Below are 19533 nucleotides of genomic sequence, written 5' to 3'. Positions count from 1 at the left end.
CATCCGCCCGCGTAAGGCTGAGAGATCCGATCGCCAGGCGTGGTTTGGGGAGTGGCCTAGACGATCCAAAAGCCGTGCTGCGACTGGTTTACGAGCAGAGTCGCTGGAGTGCATGGGCGGCGATTGCTGCGGCGATGGCAGCAGTCCTGGCCATGGCGGACGGACTTTTGCCCCGCGGCTGAGGATAGAGGATAAGAGGGTGAGAAGAGACGTATGTCACGAACCGTTTCTCCGGCGCCGACTGCACGCGCTCAAAGGCACTTTTGGCTTCGAAATGCACCTTATGCCTTAAACGATCGTTCCAACCCGTTGAAATCGCAACAAATGCGACCGCCCTCCGAGCGCACCACAAACCCACTGCCTCTGGATAAAGGACGAGCGTCCATCCGGTTAGATTTTAGTGCCCACTGGCTCTTGGCAAAATGCTGACGTCTTATGAGAGACGTCTTCTCCATGACGCGCATTTGCTAGCTCCTAACAGGGGTTTGGTCACCAAGCATCGCGGCGAGTGGTTCGATCTGATAGGTCCGCGGCAGATTGATGGGGCGATAATCCGCCAGCGCCTCCATTCGCTTGATTACCGATTCGTGAATTACCGCGCCTTCCGGAATCAAGCGCGGCTCGCCGTCGGGGATATAAAAGCCAAGAAAGGACTTTCGCTCCGGCCATTCCTTGAACTTGGCTGACTTCGGCAAGAATTCGAGCAGCGACCAGGAGAGGGTTAGCGAATTGTGTATCGGTGCGGTAAACGCCGGGGTCGCGTAACGGGTCGAAGATTGTCTTGACTGAATGCCCCAGGCCACTTCGCGGAACACGTTCTGATTTATCGAAAGGCCACATCGAGCGGCCTCCTCAACCATCCAGATCAACGAGTATTTCGACAGGCCGCTCTCTTCCTCCGGATAACCGCCTCCGACATCAGCGTGCACTCCGGCAAACCAGGTTTGCAAGCTATCCTGCGGTTCGGCGCGACCTGGCGTGGGGCCAGAACCAACGAATGCCTGAGGCTCAATCCATGGAGTTAGGCGAAACATCGCTCGTCGCTCGTCAATGGAGATTGCCTGTCGGAATGTTCTAACGCTCGGATTGGATATGGTGAACGCGAGCTCTTCCAGACTTGGAAGGAAGAGCCGGTCAGACCGAGGGATGACGGCGGGTGCCACAGTGTCCCAGACGCCCACAAACCTTATTGTTGGCCGCCTTGCGGAGAAAGCCTTGGCAAACTGAGTTGCGGCATCCTCAATTCCGGATGATGTAGTCCGTTCGCCCACGCTCGATCTCTTGTACGCGGTCAGCCCAGATCTTGCAAAGCTCAACTGTTGCGGGGCGATCAGTCCAACCTTATGCACGAATCCGGCCGCAACGCGTGCCGCATAGGCGCCTCGCCCAAATCCGAATAGGTAGATCTCGTCCCCGTCTCGATAGTTTTGAACCAAAAATTCGTATGCTTTGAGGACGTCGTCGTCAAACGAGTAGCCCGTCGCCTGCCCGAGCACGCCCAGGATATTATTTCTAAACCTATGCCAGACGTCGAAATCGGACGCTGCCGATCCTGCTACGCCCGAGATGTAGAAAACAGTTTGGTGCAACGATTCTATCTCTCCTTGTAGGCACCGATACATCTTGAGGACATTCGAGGCGCTCTGACCGTAACCCATCCCTGCGCCATCGATTAAAATCACAATCCGCTTGCGAGAACCGATCGCTTCAGTCGATGCAAAGCCACTGGAGTCGGGGCTCTTCCTCCACGAAACCTGTGCCTCGACAGTCTCGGCGTTGGGCTGAGCGACTACCTCATTGTCAGAAGGGGCAATGGTGAGGGCTTTGGCTTCTGGTGACAAATCGGCAACCGTGCGCAGAAGCGAATCTCGACACACCCCTCCTAATGCGAAGAAAATCGTGGGAACAAAGAGAGCAAAGACGGATGCTGACCGGTTCGAAAGCTTCAGGATGTGGGGTGCGGGGCCGTCAGTTGGGATGAGCGACGCATCAAGGAAAACGAGGCATCCGAAGGCTACAAGGCAAACAATGCCCAGGCGAAATCCAGTGTTGTTCTGGGCAAACGAAACACCCGCCATCCACGAGAGAAGGGTGCCCAACGCGAGGAGCGACATGCTGCTGCTGTCACCATCTGGGATGAGTATCGAAAGAGAGAACAGCATTGCGACCATCCCAGCCGTCAGCAATGCGCTTGGGATAAGCCAAGTAGTGGCGATCGACGCTATAGAGGTCAGCGAAGCGGCTTCAGCCACCAGACGTCGCTTATAAAGCGGCCCGACTATAAACGCGGAGAATCCCGCAAATGCACTAACAGGCGAGATGAGACCCACATATTCGGCCTTAGAATTGAGTGCGATTGCGGCACCTGCTGCAATGAAAACAGGAACAACAACAAGAAGTGCTTGTCTTCCCAGGCGAGACAGCCCGCACAGAAAAAGAGCGAGGATCAAAAGCGTGCTGGGCGCCCACTCAAAGCTTGCATTGTACTTCGGTATGAACCGAGACGTTGGCGCTGCGCCCAATTGATTGCCTCCTATCGCCCCTAAGGCCTCGGACGGCTGCTTATTCGTCTGCTCCTCGAGTTTAAGCGCTGCGGCTGTCGGGTGCGATGGAGGACTAAAAGGTCCTGTGGAAGAGAGATGTACCTGGAACGAAAGAGCGGCCACAAGCAGTACTGCAACAACGGATGGAATTGACCGTATCGAGAGGATCTGCACAAGCAACCGTGGCCGTGCAAATAGCGCTGAGAGGATCAACGCGGTTGCGGCCAAATCGAGAGATGGGGGAGAAAGCCAGTACGGCGCGATCGGCCAGAACGCCGGGAGGACCATTAGCGCGGTTGTTCGCCAGCCGCGCAATCCGAAATGCCAGCCGAGCCAAATCGCCAAAGGGAGAACGAGATATGAGAAGTCGAATAAGAAAGGCCCCGCCGGAATCGATAAGGCCGTGGCAAAGACCAAAGGAGCGGTCACCCAGAGACGCGGCGCGATGGTACGGGCACGCCATTGCGTTGATTGATCAAGGATCGAAGGTTCATAGGTGAATATGCGTTGAGTGAGAGGCCATATCGCTGACAACGATGCCGTAGAGTAAAGGAGTGCAAACGAATCGTCGATGATGCCAAAATTTCGCAAAAGCACCATCAGTACGCCGGTCGCAACAATTGCGAGCAATGCTGAAAGATAGATGGCCCAATTACTGGGGCGGCGTTGTGCCAGCGGTAGCCCGACGAAGGCTAGGGCGATCATCGAGGAAATGACCGAAACAGCGACGTGGAATTCAATGCCAGTCGAACTGTGGAGGGGCGAAATGAAGCGCGCTAATAGCGGGGGCGCGCCCTGCGCGCTGCCGGAGGAGAGCCAATATACGTAAGAGTAGGTGCTGAGAGGGAGCGCCAGCGCGATCGGTGCAATTATGCCGGAGTAGAATATCACTCCGCGTATCGACAATAGCTTTTGCTGCCACAGCGTCACGAGGCAACCGAATAGGCCACCTAGCAGGATTGGTCCGAACGAAACATAGGGCAGATAGCCTGTGACGAAGTTGTCAGTGGGAAGACCATTGACAGCCCACAAACCAAGCTGAAGATAACGAAACAGGGTGGCAGAAGCGATTTCGCCGATAACTACGCCGGCCACAGCTTGGCCGAATGGAACGCGTTTCAGAGGAAATGATTGTTGCAGTTGCGCTCCGCCGAATGAAATCAAGATCGCTCGCACGATCCCAAGGGTGGGGATCAACGCGAGCCACAGTGACGCCTGTGCGTCCCACATCAATAACGCTATCTCTGCGGCAAACAGGAGCACTAGGTTCGTTGGCCAATCATGTAGCCCGGTGCCGCGGGTCTGCTGCAAAACGGTACGCAGATCGGCATACTCCCGATCTGCACGTTGGCGCATGGTGAAAAGGAGCGCGACCATAACGGCGACAATTAGAGGTGCGAAGAAAGCGACCCAAAGATCTTTCGGCGAAGGGTTAAAGGTGAGGTCTTCCGTCGGGAATGCGCCAAGCCAACCGAACGCAAGAGACAAAAGAGCACCCATGCCTGCGAACATCTGCGAGAGTCGGAACGATGAGGTCGGTCGTATTCCGGACGTTGCAAGCCATGCGATGGCGAGCGCGAGTGGGGTGATGGCTAACGGACGAAGCGCCGGCGCAGCGAATAATGGAAGATTATCAGCCATCAGGCGCATAAATTCGGCCCAACGCAGAAGAGCTGACTGGGTCCACACAAATAGATCGACGCCGCCGGCGAGAGTCGCAGCTACCAAGGCGAACCCTGTACCCGCGATTAGCCAGTCAATCCGATCTGGTGCTCGCAGCAGGGTCGAGAGGCCTGCCCAACGTAAAGGTGCAGGCAAATCGAACTCTCCTTTCAGAAATCCGACAAACAATTCGTCTGCCGTAATACCCGCGCCGGTGCTTCCTTCCGCGTGAATCTTCAGAACCGTTCTCTTGTCGTCCGGCTCCGGTTCCCGATCCAGCATCTTGGTCCAGGTATTACGCAGGACGCGCACGTCGCCCCGGTCAGCCCTCTGCAGGGCAAGCAGCAAATCCTCGCGAAGCCATTCAGGTATGAAGCCTTCTTTGATCCAGACCAGTCGTCCCAACTTGAGAAGCCGATCACGCTGGACGCTAGGATTACTGGCGGGATAGAGGTGCTTGTCCAAAGTTGACATCAGCTCGAGATGCACCTTTGGAAACGCAGCGATTCCGACGAGTAGCCGAAATTCCTCCGAGGTGAGCAGCCGCTTCAAAGTGTCCGTCAAACTGCGTCGGACCTCGTCAGCCGGCTTCGTGCGGGAAAGCCAGATGAAGCGCTGCTCTTGCCATAGGTCGAATTGAGCTTCCCGAGCCGGTGCAACCGGCTCGGGCGTCAGTTCCTCAGCCTGGATGCGCTGCGCAAGCGTCGATATGCCGCTCGCGTCTGCCGGCAGTACCAGAATTCCTGCCTGAGCGGCTTGAACTTCGGCGCCACTCCAAAGGTCGCGCGCTTTCGGTGTGAGAAGGACCACGTCTCTCGGCACATCGTTATCGGTCAGCCAGCGCGCACGACCTCCGTTGCGAGGGTCGATCGTGCGGGCAGCTTCGGACAACATTAAGAGGCGCGTTGGCCGCGCCTTGCCGAGCGCCCGCTCAAGTGGCGAATGCGCCCCTCGTGGACCTCCCTCTCTTACCCAATCAGGGGAGCGGCGGAATTCGTACAAGGAGTGCCTTACACCCGAGCGGGCCAGCAACGCTGACAAGCGGGCGCCGAAGGCGGGCAGAGGGTCTTGCGCGCCGCTGCGTTCGACTAAAAGCATCCAGTTGGCCGCTAAGCGCCGAAAACCGCGAACCGGGAGGAATCTACCGCCGGCTTGGGCAGTTGCACGTACAGTTGCAGATACGTCGATATGTCCGGTCGTCGTCAAGGTCGGTCGATTGAGAACACGTGCAGCTCGAAGAAAATCAGGGTTGTCGACATCTGCTGCGGGTGGATCGACTACAACATTCCGAAGAGTTTCCGGGCCGATGGGGCCTCCGGAGTGAAGCGCTAAGTGGATACGGCGGTAAATGAGCCAGCCAATCGTACCGAGACCGACTACAAGCACAATGAAAATTGTAATGATCTCTCGCTGTGTAAGGCCGTAAGTCGAGGTGGACAGCTCCACAACCGTTCGCACCAGCGGGATGGCCTGGCCCAGTAAAGTTGGGCCTAACTTTGAGATGCCGACGAGCAAAGCTCCAAGTACAATTGCAGCCGCTAGGAGCCATATCCCCCCGATCATCGGCTGCGGTCTAGGCATCACTCGCAACGGCCTCTGGTCTTGAGAGGTCGGGCCGGACGAAAAGTGCTGCTTGAGGATCACCTGTAGGCGTGCTGTTTGATCGGAGCGAGTACAGAGCACTGGCGCGACCCAGCGCGCTAGCTCTTCGGGGTCTCTCGGCGCTGCGTCACGTTCACCAAGCAATCGCAGAAGTTGGAGAATCTTGAGCTGTTCGCTCACACCGGTTTGCAGCCCTGCATCGCGCAACGCGGGCAGCAGAGAGGTCGAACGATCGAGCCAGTCGCTTACTCCGATCATCCCATTCTCACTCGGGTGAGGCCTCTGTTTTCGGTTTTAGCAGTCCGTCGATTTGTCGAGTTAGGATGTCCTGCGTTTCCTTACCTTTCACGAGCAAAGCCAGGCTGTCTCGGACCGCCTGGGGCATGTCCTCCGGCAGCTTTTTGTCGCTTCCCAAACCGTGTAAGTGCAAGTACGAGAACCACGCGAGAAATTCAGCTGTGCCTGGTCTTCGCTCCCCAGGGGGGAACTTTTTCCAAATTTCATGAAAGAGACTAACTCCCGCTGAAACGGCGGTAGAACCGCGCAGTTCAGCGAAGCGTAACTCGACCATTCGAGCCAAAGCTTTGGCATCAGGATAAGGAATGTCGTAGAAGGCGACCCGGCGAAGGAACGGTTCGGGCAGACTTCGCTCTGCATTGCTCGTAATTACGACGATTGGTCGGGTCCCTGGGATGTTGGTGTCTTTGTCCCGTGGGACGCGGATACGCAGTCCAAGCTCGCGAATCTCGAATGTCATGTCCTCCAACTCTCGCAGGAGATCGTTGGGCAAATCGCGCGGAGCTTTGTCGAGCTCGTCAATTAAAACGAGGGATACCGTTGGTGCGGGCTGCTCCAGAAATAGTCCCGGGGCTATATCTTTGAAGTACTGATGCGGCTCGTGTGAATGTCGTCCGATGAATGCGTGTCCCTCTAGTGTTTCGAGTTCAGCCATTGCGCCGCCTGCCTTGAGAATGGCCTGACCTAGCGGTCGGAATCGCAGATACGCCGACAGCGGTCGAGTGTCGGCCTCTTGGCCGGCATCATCATTGCGAGCGCTCGCTTGAGCGTCCTGAAATCGCCCGAGTTCGTCAAAATCATAGAGAAGGTCGCGCGATGTCGCGTCCGACTTCACTACGACTTCGAGCGGATCACCGAGCCCAAGCTCCCCCGCTAGCGCATAAGCGAGACGGGTCTTTCCACTGCCAGGTGGACCAGTCAGGAGTAATGGCAGACCGAGTAGTAGTGCCACATTTACCGCGCTCTTGAGCCCGGGATCGGGGATATAGGTCTCTTTCTGCCGGAGCAGGTCGTGTACGGAGGGTGGGAATACGGGAGGCGCGGCGCGCTTATTGCCTGGTAAGCCGGTATAGAATTCTGCGAGCTTGCTAGACGTTCCGGAGGTGCTTCCTCCCGCTTCCCCTCGTTTGCCAGGACTGCTCGCGGCTTCCGATTCGTCAACCATCATGTCTCTCCTTGCAGTGTTCTTTACCCCGCACGCTTCGTGACGAAGTCGACGAGCGTTGCCATTCGAAAGGGTCGCAAAGATTGGATTGCCGGTGCTCCTAGCGCCCTGGCTATTGCGCTATCGAGATCACCCCGTCCGGGATGACGCGTGCGCGGCATTGCGTCGTCGAGCCATTGCAGCAACTCTTGCCAACGAATCTCGGTTAGACGACGCCTATCTACTGAAGGGAGCGTTGGCTCGTGATAATAGTGGGCTGTATCGATCGCATCTTGCCCGGGGGCCGGATCCGGATTGACGTGGCCCACAATAAGCAGCGGAAGGGTTGGCGCGCTTTTCGCTAGAAGATGCGCCAAGATGTTGTTCCAGAATGCTAAGAGCTCTTTGACGAGTTCTCTATCCTGCGCAGTGCAACCCTCCACTTCAAGATATGCAGCTATTATGCAGTCGCCCATGGCGGCTAGCTCTTCAGCGACGTCGTCTGCGGTCTCCAGCTCATCGTTGCCAACTAGCGCCTCGGCGAGATTTTTTGACAGGTCCCGCTTTCTGTCTTCTATAAGGCCGGTCGCGGGCCAGACAGCGGATGCGAGCCCTCCCGCAATCTTTTTATCGTTAGCGCTGTTGAACAGTTCGTCTTGCAAACGGCTGATCAAGTAAGAAAGTTGATCAGAATTGAGCGCGTGCAGATCCAAGAGAGTGCGAGGGACTAAACTAGTCGGAAGCAAGTCTTGGCGTAAGTCCCAATCTCGCGCCGTCTTCAGCGCGCCGCTAACAAAATCGCACTGCTTCTTCCGATCTATTTTGAGAATATTGTCGCGTAGTATCTTGAATTTCGATTGGTCAGCACCGTAAAGGCCAAGCGTTACCAGGTCCCCCCATTGATCTCTTAGAGCAGCGTCCCAGTCGCTGGCGTTTGGCGGTAGTTCATATTTTTCAATGCACGACCTAACGGCGGCGGCAAAGCCGTTGCTCAGGCCGTCGTTGCGGCTTTCAACCGGAGCTGTCTGCATCTCCGGTGCGGCTAGAAAACGGACCTGTTGAAGCCCCTGTCCTGGAATACCCGGCGAGGTATCCACGAAAGTCGTGCGCCCCGGAGGCGACCATTCCGAAGGCACTTGACAGGTATTGACGCATAGAAATTGCCGGCTGAAGCCCATTCCAAAAAGCTGGTGGCGAAACCTATCAAGACCTAGGCATCGGTATGTCGCCTGGGCCGTCACGGCAGGTTTGCTGTCGGCTAGGATGAGGCAGGGCTCCATGTCGACCAAGAAGCCATGACCACTGCAAAAGAAAAACAGGTTAGAGGCGGCGAAGCCCGGGCGATTGAAGTCGCCAATGATGAAATTACTGATTCGTTCCCAAGTTGCTGGCTCTACGGCAACGCCCCTGACGTGAGTCGGCGTGTCACGTCCCATGCTCAAAAAAAGTTTGATGTTGGCTATTGGGACGTTCTTATCACATAGCGACTCCGTAATTGCGATTGCGTCTCGGGCGGTTCGATTGTCAGCGATGTTCCAACCGTCCAAGTCTTGATAGCTCGAAATACCGATTATGAGTGCTGACAATTGCTCCATCAGACCTCTTTCAGGAAATCTCTGACTTCTTCCCACATCGACGATTGTCGCCAATAACCGGAATGCGAAGCGGGAAATGGAAGTTCACTGTCTACTCGAGTGTCCCTGCGAGTGCCTCCGCCGGTGAACACGCCATCAATCTTGAAGCTCAGAAAATCGCGCGGGTCCCAGAAACTGAGCCAATCTGGAAAGTTGGTCGGCAACTTAGTGCCGTAAGGTAGTGTGCGCAGGGCATCGATTTCATAGAAGAAGCCAGGTTGCGAGCCAGCTGTGATGAGCTTCCTAACCCGACTGCGCATAGATGCGTCTTCGACAAGCGCTTCGGTAGCGGCGACACCACCAAGGCTGTGGGCAAGGATCGCAATCGGCTCGGCGGCCGCCGATACGACCTCTCGAATCCGATTGCGAACTAAGTCACCATGCGCTTGGTAGACGATGACGTCCCCCGCAAGAGGGGTCGCGGCTCCCAAGAGCGCCGCGCGTTCGCGGGCTCCTTTGTTGGTTAGCCAACCTGCGAGCGCCTTCTTGGCCCAGTCCGTAACGCCAAAAAGCTGACCAGCGTGTAACAATTCCTCAGTCCGGTCGACCATAACCTGAAGATCTGCGCCCCCGGGCGGAGGAATGCCGAGATCCATGCCACGGCGAACTGTTTGGGCCACGATGGCGCGAGCGAGCGCGCGGAATGCTTGCGGATGAGAAGTCGCACCTGGCGTTTCAGGAGCCGCTCTGACTTTGGCCACGGCCTCGGCGAAACACGCCTCCAGTCCAGAATCCTTCAGCAGGACTAGCAGCGGTCCCGTGGGTGCGAGACCGGCAGCGAGACGGGTTTGCAAGACGACCGAGGCTGGAATGGCGCCCCCAGGTGGGCCAGCGGCAGCACTGCCAGGCGGACCGGCGACAGCAGGTGCACCGCTCTTCGCTCCGCTTTGAGCCATTGTGACGAGCGCTCGTAGCTCGAAAGTCGGGTCTTCGAGGAGAACTCGCCATATCCCGAGGGGGTCATCTGGCTCAGCCGATACGGCGAGCCTTCCGTCGTAAGTAGGGAAAGACTTTCCACTGGCATGCAGTTTCGCGCCGAGATCATCGCCCCATTGGCATTTTACCAGGGTCCATTCGATCTTCTTGCGAAAAAGCTCCCAGCCAATCGCACGAAACGTCACATCGTACGGGTGTTCGCTGCCGTCCGTTGTCTTGCGGCTGCCAATGCCGTGAACAAAAACCAAGCTTCCCATCGCCCACCCCCATCGAGATGAGAACCAAATGAATTATGAAATACCCGTGTAGATTGCACGATTTGAGCCCGGCAAATCAATGCTAAATCGCACCAACGGGCAGACATCAGCCGAATTGCGTCAGCAATGGAATGCGATCCCCAAGGTCGGCTTACGCTAGGTACAAACCTTCCCTACCTTCGGTCTGGCCGCGACTGCTGCCCGTAGAATACAGTGCAAGCCGCGGCATCACAACGGAAAGTAGATCCCGCGCTGGCTCTGCTGTCCCGTGCCGCCGCCGAGGGCGGGGGGGCCAACGGGAGAAGCCTGCTTAGGCCGAATCGCGAGGGCTACTGCCCGCCGGCATCTTGAATGCATGTAACCGCTTGAACGTCGCCACGTCCAGAGCGGGGTGCATGCTTGTCATAGTCGCGTTGGCTCGACTTTCGAAAGGTGCCACACGCACGATAGATGCAGGCTTGCCAACGGCTTTTTCCAGATACCTTGAGAGTGGGATCGAGTAGTTGCGGACCTCTCCGACCGGTAGATAAGGCCATCCAATTTTCGGCCGCTGGCCGGCTCCGTTGTTTATACTGCACGATTTGGCGTCTGAGCGCTCGCGGGCAGAGGCGAGGAGGCCAAGGTCTCCACGAATTCTTCGAGAGTTGGCTGTGGCGCTGTTTGCAGCTTGTGGAGCTCTTCAGGCTTCAGTTTAGTGTAGCGCCGCAAGCTCCGCCAATCCTTGTGCCCGGTGACTAGCGCCACCTTCTCGATCGTGAGTCCCGCCTCAAAGAGGCGGCTGGTACCTTCGTGTCGCAAGTCATGAAAATGCAGATCCTCAATCTTCAACTCGTCGCAGGCTCGTGTGAATGCCGCGCTTACTGAGCGGTGATTGTACGGAAAAACGCGCCCCCAACCTCTCGTGATGATGCGCTGCTGGAGCATGATCTCCCATGCATCATATCCAGTCAGATTTAGAAGAGGGACCTTCTGATCGTTGCCATCCTTTGACCGAGGGTCCTTGCGGTCGCGGATAACCAGGAGCCGTTTTTGCATGTCGACATCGGGCCAGTCGGGTCGGCAGATCTCTTCCTGCCGCATGGTTGTCGCCACAGCGTAGCGGACAATGCGGCCCATCGGGATGAATTGCCGACGATTGGTTTCAAAGTATTCGATGAGCTCGTCGAGCTCATCTTGGGTTGGCCGTCGGTCTCGCTCCTCCGAATTGCCGACAAGACCCAGGTGCTTCATTGCGAAGCGCGCTAGTCGTACCTCTTCAGCGGAGACCTCAATGCCATGCACAGCGGCAGCATGTGTGGCAACGGTTCTGATGAACGAGAAGTCGATCGCAAGCGTGGCCGGCCCGGCACCTTGCTTCGCCCGCTTTCGACCGAATTCGATCAGTCGCTCACGATTGAGGTGGGAGAGTTTCACTGCTCCCAAAGTTTCTTTCAGCGCCTCCAAGACAGCCGCCTTGGAGCGACGGGGAGGGCGACCGACCTCGTGCATATCTTCGACATGAAGGTCAATGATGTCGCCGAATGTACGAGCCTGCGCAGCAGCCTTTGGTTTCGGTGATCCGCGGCGGTCGATATTGCGCTCCATATCGAGAGCCCAGTCTTCACCGTCCTTGCGACGGCGGAAGGTCTCTGACACATAGCGGTTCTTGCGACGGACCTGGACCCGCCAGTTCCCGGAGGGCAACTGAGTGAAGCTGGCCATGGCCGTGTGCACTCCCCAATTCGTGTGCGCTACGTGTGCACTGAGAGGTCAAAACGGGTACAAACGTGTGCAATTTCGGCTAGTTTGGAGTGCACACGTTCGTGTTTCATCCTATTGAGATGATAAGGTAAATCATTGAAATCGCAACACTATCGTTTTTCTGTGGCTCCGATGATGGATTGGACCGACCGGCACTGCCGGGTGTTCCACCGTCGGCTGACCCGGCGCGCGCTGCTTTATACGGAGATGCTGACCACCGGCGCCGTCATTCATGCCGAGCGGGAACGGTTGCTGGGATTCGACGAGTCGGAGCACCCGGTCGCGCTTCAGCTCGGCGGCTCCGATCCGCGCGAACTGGCGCAGGCTGCGCGGATCGGCGAGGCGTTCGGCTATGACGAGATCAATCTCAATGTCGGCTGCCCGTCCGATCGCGTGAAGGACGGTCGCTTCGGCGCCTGCCTCATGGCCGAGCCGGAGCTGGTGGCGCGGTGCGTCGAGGCGATGAAGCGCACGGTTGCCGTGCCCGTCACCGTGAAGTGCCGCATCGGCATCGACGAGCAGGATCCGGAAGTCGCGCTCGATGCGCTTGCGCGCGCGGTCGTCGCCTCCGGCTGCGATGCGCTGATCGTGCACGCGCGAAAAGCCTGGCTCAGCGGTCTGTCGCCGAAAGAGAATCGTGACATCCCGCCGCTCGACTACGATCGCGTTCATCGCCTTAAGCGCGCGATGCCGGATGTGCCCGTCATCATCAATGGCGGCATCCCGAGCATCGACGAAGCCAAAGCGCATCTCGAACACGTTGACGGCGTGATGCTCGGTCGTGCCGCCTATCAGGAGCCGTGGCGGCTGCTCACCGTAGATCGGGATATCTTCGGCGAGGCTGCGCCGCATGCGACCATGCAGGACGCGTTCGAGGCGATGATTCCTTATATCGAGCAGCAGCTCGCGCGCGGCACGCGGCTGCACGCCATGACGCGCCATTTCGTCGGCGCATTCCACGCGGTGCCCGGCGCCCGGGCGTTCCGCCGCCATCTCGCCGAGCAGGGCGTGAAGCCGGGCGCTGGCCTCGACGTGTTACGCGATGCAATCGCGCGTGTCGGCACGCATGCCCCGGTGGAAGCGGCTGCTTAGGTGAGCTAATCGACTGCCGTACGCGAGCGGCGGTGGCTGCTCTGCAGCTCCGGATAGCCTGTCAGCATCAGCTTGTCGGCGCGAACGCCCCAGCTCTCCAGGCGATCGAGGAAGCTCATGCCGAGCAGGTTGGTCTTCATCTGCCCACGCTGCACGACGAGAGCCGGGACTGACTTCTCGACCAGGTGGCCGACGGCGAGACGGTCGAGCGTGAGCCTGGCTGCCTTGGTATGGCCGCCGGCGGTTTCGAGGTCGACGTCATATTCGAGCATCTCGAGCGGCAGCCCGATCGCTTTCGCGGTTTCCCAGGTCAGCACCACCGACGTCGCGCCGGTATCGATCACCATCGGTGCGGCGACGCCGTTGATCTTGGCACGCAGTGCGAATTCGCCGCCCTGGCCGCGCTGGATCTGCACGGCGGGAGGTGGGGCGGCGATCTGCGCGCGGAAAATATGCGAGACCTTGTTGCTGGCGCGCGCGATCTGGTCGGGATCGCCATAGGCGACGACGGCGCCGGCCGTGCCGGCCAGCATGACGAGGACGAGCAGGAAGCGGATCATCGCGCGCCTCCAGCGGCACGCGGGCGGCTCAGGCGCGCTTCGAGGTTGCCGCGGTCGGCGTCAGTCCGGCCTCCGTCATCCGCGCCGGCAACAGCGCCATGAGTGCCAGCCGTTCCGCGCTCTCCATGGCGTGCCAGCGCGCGATCTCGGGCAAGGTGCGGCCGCAGCCGAAGCACAGCTTGGTCCTGGAATCGATCATGCAGACGGCGACGCACGGCGTTTCTTTGCTCATTCGGGTATTGTGAGGGATGGTCGGGCATTTCTGCAAGCATCTCGTCAGGAGCCCGTGCCAGCGCTCATGATCGGCTTGTGGCGCGGCCGGCGCTTCTCGTCGGGAAGCACAGAACTCTCCGGCTGGAGCGGCGGAGATTCGTCCGATATCGGTGCCAGCGCGCTCATCACCCGCTCCGGCGGGAAGGTGACGATCACCTCGGTGCCGATGCGCAGCTTCGATTTCAGCGTGAACGTGCCGCCATGCAGGTCGATCAGGTTCTTGGCGATGGGCAGGCCGAGCCCGGCGCCTTGTTCGGCCGACTTGATCGAGTTGGAGCCCTGGCCGAACGAGGCGAGCACGACCGGGATCTCGTCCTCTGGGATGCCGGAGCCGGAATCTCTCACCGAGAGATATTGTCCGCCCGACGCGGTCCAGCCGGCCTTGAGCCAGATCTCGCCGCCTTGCGGGGTGAACTTGATCGAGTTGGAGAGCAGGTTCAGCACGACCTGGCGGATCGCGCGCTCGTCGGCCCACAGCCGCGGCATCGCCTGCTCGAACACCTCGTGGATGGTGATGCCGCGGCTCGAGGCGCGCAGCTTCATCAGATGATGGCAGTCGGCGACGATACCGACCAGCGACACCGCTTCCTCATTGAGCTCGTAGCGCCCGGCCTCGATCCGCGACAGGTCGAGAATCTCGTTGATGAGGTTGAGCAGGTGCACGCCGGAATTATGGATGTCCGCCGAGTACTCCTTGTAGACCGCCACCGCATGCGCGCCGAAGATCTCGCTCTTCATCACCTCGGAGAAGCCGAGGATCGCGTTCAGCGGCGTGCGCAGCTCGTGGCTCATCTGCGCGAGGAAACGGGATTTGGCGACGTTGGCGGATTCGGCGCGGTGGCGTGCTTCGTCCGAGATTGCTTTTGCCTGTTCCAGTTCGCCGATCAGCGCGTCCTTCTCGGCACGCGCCTCGAGCGTGGCGAAAGTCGAGGAGTGCAGGCGGTGCGCCAGCAGCACGAAATAACCTTCGGCCGCGAGCGCGAGCGCTGCCAGGATGTAATTGTCCAGCGAGCCGATCATCACGAAGCTCAGCGCCATCGCGACCGCGACCGGGGCGGTGGCGGCGAGAGCTGCGATCGGAAGATTGGCGGCGAGCATGCTCGATACTGCGATCACCAGCAGCATCAGGAACATCATCAGGGTTTCCGTGACCATGTCGAGCACGGGATGGATCAGGATCGCCATCCAGCACAGGCCATAGAGCAGATCGAGCACGACGAAACGCGTCCGCCAGGCGCGCGTTGACGTCGGTGAGGCGGGCTCCGCCAAAAAGCGCCGGCAGCTGCGGATCATCGCGGCGTGAATGCAGACCATGCCACAGGTCCAGGCCGCGGCCGGGATCGGCTGCATCCACAGCCCGAACAGCACGCCGGTGGCAACCACCAGCAGCATCACGACATAGGAGGCCGACAGCCGGGTCTGCGCATATTGGCGCAGCATCTCGGCGTCGAAGGCGGGCCGGGTTCCGCTGCTCGACGTTAACTTGTCGCGCGCTTCGCGCACCCGCTGCGCCGCGGCCCTTCGGCTGCTCGCCGACGGAGCGCTGACCGGCTCGGCCGGAAGCTGCACAACCTCTGGCTTTTCAGCGGGGTTACTCATCGAAACAACAACGATTCCTGGCCCGCGCGAGGCGGGCCTTCTGCATTGTCTATCTGTGGCAAGAAATCCTTAAGAGGTGACTTAAGCAGCTAAAGAATTACGTTAACCGAGCGTTAATTTTCTGCCCGCGCGCTTGCCGCTCAATGCAGCGCCGCATATTGCGCGACATAGACCACAGCCCCTGCCAGATAGCCCGCGAGCGCGGGGACGGCGATGCGGCGGGCGTACCAGAGGAACTCGATCCGCTCGAGCCCCATGGCGGCGACGCCCGCGGCCGAGCCGATGATCAGGATCGACCCCCCGGTACCGGCGCAATAGGCGATGAACTCCCAGAGGAAGCTGTCGGGCGGGTAGTGGGCGAGATCGTACATGCCCATGGTCGCGGCCACCAGCGGCACGTTGTCGATGACCGCGCTGAGCAGGCCAAGCACGACGACGATGATGCCCTGGCGGCCGATCGTCGCCTCCAGCCATCGGGCCAGCATGGTGAGCAGGCCCGCATGTTCGAGGCAGGCGACCGCGAGCAGGATGCCGACGAAGAACACGATCGAGCCCATGTCGATCCGCGTCAGCGCGTGCGCCAGTGTCAGGGGATGGCGGACATGCTCGTCCTTGCCGCGGTGAACGACCTCGCCGACCAGCCAGACGATGCCGAGCCCGAGCAGCACGCCCATGAAGGGCGGCAGATGCGTCACCGTCTTGAAGGCGGGCACGGCGATCAGCGTGCCGAGCCCGAGATAGAACATCAGGTTGCGTTCGAATGCCTCAACGACCCGCAAGCCGTCGTCCTTCGGCGGCGGCGCGATGGTTTTGCCCTTGATCAGAAAGCTGAGGAAGGCGAGCGGAACGAGCAGATTGACCAGCGAGGGCAGCAACACCGCGCCCATGATGTTCAGCGGCGTGATCTGTCCGCCGATCCACAGCATGGTCGTGGTGACGTCGCCGATCACGGTCCACGCGCCGCCGGCATTTGCCGCGATGACGATGAGGGATGCGAACAGCAGCCGGTCCTCGCGCTTCGCAATCAGCCGCTGGATCAGCGAGACCATCACGATGGTGGTGGTCAGATTGTCCAGGATTGCGCTGAGCACAAAGGCCACGAAAGCGACCAGCCACATCAGTTGAACCTGGCTGGTCGTGCTGATGCGCGAGGTGATGACCTCGAAACCATCGTGGGCGTCGATGACCTCGACGATGGTCATCGCCCCGATCAGGAAGAACACGATCTGCGCGGTGGAGGCGACCGACTCGTTGAGCGCGTGGTTGACCAGCGCGGGGTCGCCGGTGACGATCGCGTAGACCGTCCAGAGCAACGCGGCGCCGATCAGCGCGCTGGCACTCTTGTTGATCCCGAGCGGATGCTCGAGCGCAATCGCCGCATAAGCGACAACGAAGATGACGGCGATTGCGGTCAGCAAGGCGGGAGCAGTCCCTCAGATGTCAGCGATTGAGGCGCGCGAGCAGGCTCGACGTATCCCAGCGCTTGCCGCCCATCTTCTCGACCTCGGCGTAGAACTGGTCGACCAGCGCGGTCGCCGGCAGGTTGGCGCCGTTGCGGCGGGCTTCAGCCAGCGAGATCGAGAGGTCCTTGCGCATCCATTCGACCGCGAAACCGAAATCGTACTTGCCCTCGTTCATGGTCTTGTAGCGGTTCTCCATCTGCCACGACTGCGCGGCGCCCTTGGAGATGGTCTCGATCACTGCGGCGACGTCGAGGCCCGACTTCTGGGCGAAGTGGATACCTTCCGAGAGGCCCTGCACGAGGCCGGCGATGCAGATCTGGTTCACCATCTTGGTCAGCTGACCGCTTCCGGCGGGGCCGAGCAGTTTGCACATCCGCGCATAGGCGCCGGTGATGATCGGCTCGGCGCCGGCATAGGCATCCTGCGCGCCGCCGCACATCACCGTCAGCACGCCGTTCTCGGCGCCGGCCTGGCCGCCAGAGACCGGGGCATCGACGAACTTGAAGCCGGCCTTGGTCGCGGCGGCATCCAGTTCGCGCGCGACCTCGGCGGAGGCGGTGGTGTGGTCGACGAAGGTCGCGCCCTTCTTCATGCCGGCGAAGGCGCCGTCGGCGCCGATCGTGACCGCGCGCAGGTCATTGTCGTTGCCGACGCAGCACATCACGAAATCCTGGCCTTCGGCGGCGGCCTTCGGGGTCGCCGCGGTCTTGCCGCCGAACTTGTCCGCCCATTCCTTCGCCTTGGCTGCGGTGCGGTTGTAGACGGTGACCTCATGGCCCCCTTTTTTGACGAGGTGTCCGGCCATGGGGAAGCCCATCACGCCGAGACCGAGGAAAGCGACTTTAGCCATGTGTGGTACCTTGTCCGTAGTTTGGGTTTTACGGTTCTTGCCGGGCGAGGGCGCGCCGGTTCCGCCATTGCGGCGGTTCGGCCGCACCATAAACCCTTGCGGCCGGAGGGCAACGGCTTCGTTCGACGCCGCCCTGTGCTAGGATGGAGGGACCTTTAGGGACTTCACCAAGGACTTCAAAAAAGGGAGCGAAGACATGGGTGCGGCTTTGGGCGGCGTGAGCGTTGGCGTGCTCGATCATTTCAACATCCGGACCCGGCATCTGGCCGAGACGGTCCGCTTCTACGAGGACGTGCTGGGCCTCGAAAAAGGCCCTCGGCCGAATTTCGCCTTCCCCGGCGCCTGGATGTACAGCGAGGGCAAGCCGGTGGTGCACCTCGTCGATATTTCCCAAACCGCCGAGCCACAAAAGCCGGATTCCGGCGTTGTCCACCACGTCGCCTTCATCAGCCGCGGGTTCGATGGCATGAAGCAGCGGCTGGCCTCGAAGGGCGTGACATTCGACTCCCGCCAGGTGCCCGGCGGCGAGCTCTGGCAGATCTTCGTCCACGACCCTAACGGGGTGATGATCGAGCTGAATTACGAGGCAGCCAGGGAGCAGGGGGCCGCGCCCGCCGAGATGGCTGACGATATCGGCAGGCAGTAGCCTTTTGGGCGTTTCCGCTCTAATGGGGCATCTTGAAATCTAGGAGATGCGCTTTGAGCGTGACGCAGCAACAGGTTCTCGACAGCCTCGCCCGGATCAAGTCGCCGCGCGGGGTCGCGCTCACCAATGCCAATGTGCTGAGCGCGATCAGCGCGTCCGACGGCAAGGTGTTCTTCTCGATCAATGTCGATGCCGCCGAGGCGCGGGCCTGGGAGTCCATCCGGGCCGAGGCCGAAGCCGCGGTGCGCGCCATTCCCGGCGTCACCACCGTGATGGTCGCGCTGACCGCCGAGCGCAAGCCGGGCTCCGCGCCGCCGCCACCCCCGCAGCCGAGCCGCGGCACGCCCGGCGTCCAGCCGGTCCATGCCCACAAGCCGCCGCAGGGCGGCGGGTCGCCGATGGCGCGGCAGTCCGAGATTCCGGGCGTGGCCGCGGTCATCGCGGTCGCCTCGGGCAAGGGCGGCGTCGGCAAGTCCACCACCGCGCTCAACCTTGCGCTGGGCCTGCGCGACCTCGGTCTCAAGGTCGGGCTGCTCGACGCCGACATCTACGGCCCCTCGGTGCCGCGCCTGACCGGGCTGCACGACAAGCCGGAGCTCGACAGCGAGCGCAAGATGATTCCGCTGCGTCGTTTCGGCCTTGCCATCATGTCGATCGGCTTCCTGGTCGAGGAAGAGACCGCGATGATCTGGCGCGGCCCGATGGTGATGTCGGCGGTGACGCAGATGCTGCGCGATGTCGCATGGGGCACGCTCGACGTGCTCGTCGTCGACATGCCGCCGGGCACCGGCGATGCCCAGCTCACGCTGGCGCAGAACGTGCCGCTGAAGGGCGCCGTGATCGTCTCGACCCCGCAGGACCTGTCGCTGATCGACGCAAGGCGGGGGCTTGCGATGTTCAAGAAGGTCAACGTGCCCGTGCTCGGCATCGTCGAGAACATGAGCTATTTCCAGTGCCCGCATTGCGGCACGAAATCCGACATCTTCGGCCATGGCGGGGCGCGGCATGAGGCCGAGAAGCTGCAGGTGCCGTTCCTGGGCGAGATCCCCCTGCACATGGCGATTCGCGCCAGCTCGGATGCCGGCAATCCCGTCGTCGACAGCGAGCCGGACGGGCCTCATGCGGCGATCTACCGCGCCATTGCGGGACAGGTCCGGGACCAGCTCAAGGGCGTCATCGCTGCAGCCTGAGGCTGTCAGGCCCATCCTCCGGGGACATGCGACTTTCGTAGAGCC

The 19533-nt window shown here is 60.3% G+C and carries 13 protein-coding genes; 3 read left to right on the top strand and 10 right to left on the bottom strand.

Annotated elements, in window-relative coordinates; translation table 11 throughout:
• Positions 1 to 467: 467 nt before the first annotated feature.
• The 5 genes from JJB99_RS36790 to JJB99_RS23375 form a co-directional block, all read right to left on the bottom strand.
• A complete protein-coding gene (locus JJB99_RS36790; RefSeq protein WP_349628975.1) occupies positions 468 to 6065 on the bottom strand; it encodes a DUF2235 domain-containing protein in 5598 nt (1865 codons plus the stop codon).
• 7 nt (positions 6066 to 6072) lie between these two features.
• Positions 6073 to 7269, bottom strand: a complete 1197-nt coding sequence (locus tag JJB99_RS23390) for an AAA family ATPase (RefSeq protein WP_210347625.1) — start codon at positions 7267 to 7269, stop codon at positions 6073 to 6075.
• A 23-nt stretch (positions 7270 to 7292) separates the two neighbouring features.
• On the bottom strand, positions 7293 to 8843 hold the full coding sequence (locus JJB99_RS23385; RefSeq protein ID WP_200494657.1) for a hypothetical protein: 1551 nt from the start codon (positions 8841 to 8843) through the stop codon (positions 7293 to 7295).
• On the bottom strand, positions 8843 to 10075 hold the full coding sequence (locus JJB99_RS23380) for a hypothetical protein (RefSeq protein ID WP_200494656.1): 1233 nt from the start codon (positions 10073 to 10075) through the stop codon (positions 8843 to 8845). Before JJB99_RS23380 ends, JJB99_RS23385 begins: the two co-directional genes overlap by 1 nt.
• Before the next feature lie 567 nt (positions 10076 to 10642).
• Positions 10643 to 11776, bottom strand: coding sequence for a site-specific integrase (locus tag JJB99_RS23375; protein ID WP_200494655.1), 1134 nt, complete (start codon positions 11774 to 11776; stop codon positions 10643 to 10645).
• 171 nt (positions 11777 to 11947) lie between these two features.
• Here JJB99_RS23375 and dusA point away from each other — a divergent pair, with 171 nt between their 5' ends.
• The gene (gene dusA, locus JJB99_RS23370) at positions 11948 to 12907 is read left to right on the top strand and encodes a tRNA dihydrouridine(20/20a) synthase DusA (protein WP_246774949.1); all 960 of its coding nucleotides are present in this window, start codon (positions 11948 to 11950) and stop codon (positions 12905 to 12907) included.
• Positions 12908 to 12912: 5 nt separating this feature from the next.
• On the opposite strand, the gene JJB99_RS23365 is transcribed toward dusA, so the two are convergent.
• From JJB99_RS23365 to JJB99_RS23345, 5 genes are all read right to left on the bottom strand, one after another.
• Positions 12913 to 13467: a TIGR02281 family clan AA aspartic protease gene (locus tag JJB99_RS23365; protein WP_200494653.1), complete on the bottom strand. Its 555-nt coding sequence runs from the start codon at positions 13465 to 13467 to the stop codon at positions 12913 to 12915.
• Between the two features lie 28 nt (positions 13468 to 13495).
• Positions 13496 to 13699, bottom strand: coding sequence for a DUF1289 domain-containing protein (locus JJB99_RS23360; RefSeq protein ID WP_200494652.1), 204 nt, complete (start codon positions 13697 to 13699; stop codon positions 13496 to 13498).
• Positions 13700 to 13743: 44 nt separating this feature from the next.
• A complete protein-coding gene (locus JJB99_RS23355) occupies positions 13744 to 15339 on the bottom strand; it encodes a sensor histidine kinase (RefSeq protein ID WP_200494651.1) in 1596 nt (531 codons plus the stop codon).
• A 140-nt stretch (positions 15340 to 15479) separates the two neighbouring features.
• The gene (gene nhaD / locus JJB99_RS23350; protein ID WP_200494650.1) at positions 15480 to 16757 is read right to left on the bottom strand and encodes a sodium:proton antiporter NhaD; all 1278 of its coding nucleotides are present in this window, start codon (positions 16755 to 16757) and stop codon (positions 15480 to 15482) included.
• A 22-nt stretch (positions 16758 to 16779) separates the two neighbouring features.
• Complete coding sequence (locus JJB99_RS23345; protein WP_200494649.1) at positions 16780 to 17652, bottom strand: NAD(P)-dependent oxidoreductase; 873 nt, start codon at positions 17650 to 17652, stop codon at positions 16780 to 16782.
• A gap of 196 nt (positions 17653 to 17848) precedes the next feature.
• On the opposite strand from JJB99_RS23345, the gene JJB99_RS23340 reads away from it, so the two are divergent.
• Positions 17849 to 18298 (top strand): VOC family protein, encoded by a 450-nt coding sequence (locus JJB99_RS23340; RefSeq protein WP_246774948.1) that lies wholly within the window; start codon positions 17849 to 17851, stop codon positions 18296 to 18298.
• 53 nt (positions 18299 to 18351) lie between these two features.
• Entirely contained in the window at positions 18352 to 19488 is a 1137-nt protein-coding gene (locus tag JJB99_RS23335) for an Mrp/NBP35 family ATP-binding protein (RefSeq protein WP_200494648.1), read from the top strand.
• Positions 19489 to 19533: the final 45 nt, after the last annotated feature.

The sequence above is a fragment of the Bradyrhizobium diazoefficiens genome (assembly GCF_016616235.1).
GTDB lineage: Bacteria > Pseudomonadota > Alphaproteobacteria > Rhizobiales > Xanthobacteraceae > Bradyrhizobium > Bradyrhizobium diazoefficiens_H.
This window is presented reverse-complemented; position numbering and strand designations above follow the sequence as displayed.

Excerpts from the sequence above, each read along its gene's own strand:
- JJB99_RS23365 (WP_200494653.1), bottom strand. The coding sequence starts at position 13,467 with ATGATCCGCTTCCTGCTCGTCCTCGTCATGCTGGCCGGCACGGCCGGC.
- dusA (WP_246774949.1), top strand. The coding sequence starts at position 11,948 with ATGATGGATTGGACCGACCGGCACTGCCGGGTGTTCCACCGTCGGCTG.
- JJB99_RS23345 (WP_200494649.1), bottom strand. The coding sequence starts at position 17,652 with ATGGCTAAAGTCGCTTTCCTCGGTCTCGGCGTGATGGGCTTCCCCATG.
- JJB99_RS23375 (WP_200494655.1), bottom strand. The coding sequence starts at position 11,776 with ATGGCCAGCTTCACTCAGTTGCCCTCCGGGAACTGGCGGGTCCAGGTC.
- JJB99_RS23340 (WP_246774948.1), top strand. The coding sequence starts at position 17,849 with ATGGGTGCGGCTTTGGGCGGCGTGAGCGTTGGCGTGCTCGATCATTTC.
- JJB99_RS23385 (WP_200494657.1), bottom strand. The coding sequence starts at position 8,843 with ATGGAGCAATTGTCAGCACTCATAATCGGTATTTCGAGCTATCAAGAC.
- JJB99_RS23380 (WP_200494656.1), bottom strand. The coding sequence starts at position 10,075 with ATGGGAAGCTTGGTTTTTGTTCACGGCATTGGCAGCCGCAAGACAACG.
- JJB99_RS23390 (WP_210347625.1), bottom strand. The coding sequence starts at position 7,269 with ATGGTTGACGAATCGGAAGCCGCGAGCAGTCCTGGCAAACGAGGGGAA.
- JJB99_RS36790 (WP_349628975.1), bottom strand. The coding sequence starts at position 6,065 with ATGATCGGAGTAAGCGACTGGCTCGATCGTTCGACCTCTCTGCTGCCC.
- JJB99_RS23360 (WP_200494652.1), bottom strand. The coding sequence starts at position 13,699 with ATGAGCAAAGAAACGCCGTGCGTCGCCGTCTGCATGATCGATTCCAGG.
- JJB99_RS23355 (WP_200494651.1), bottom strand. The coding sequence starts at position 15,339 with ATGAGTAACCCCGCTGAAAAGCCAGAGGTTGTGCAGCTTCCGGCCGAG.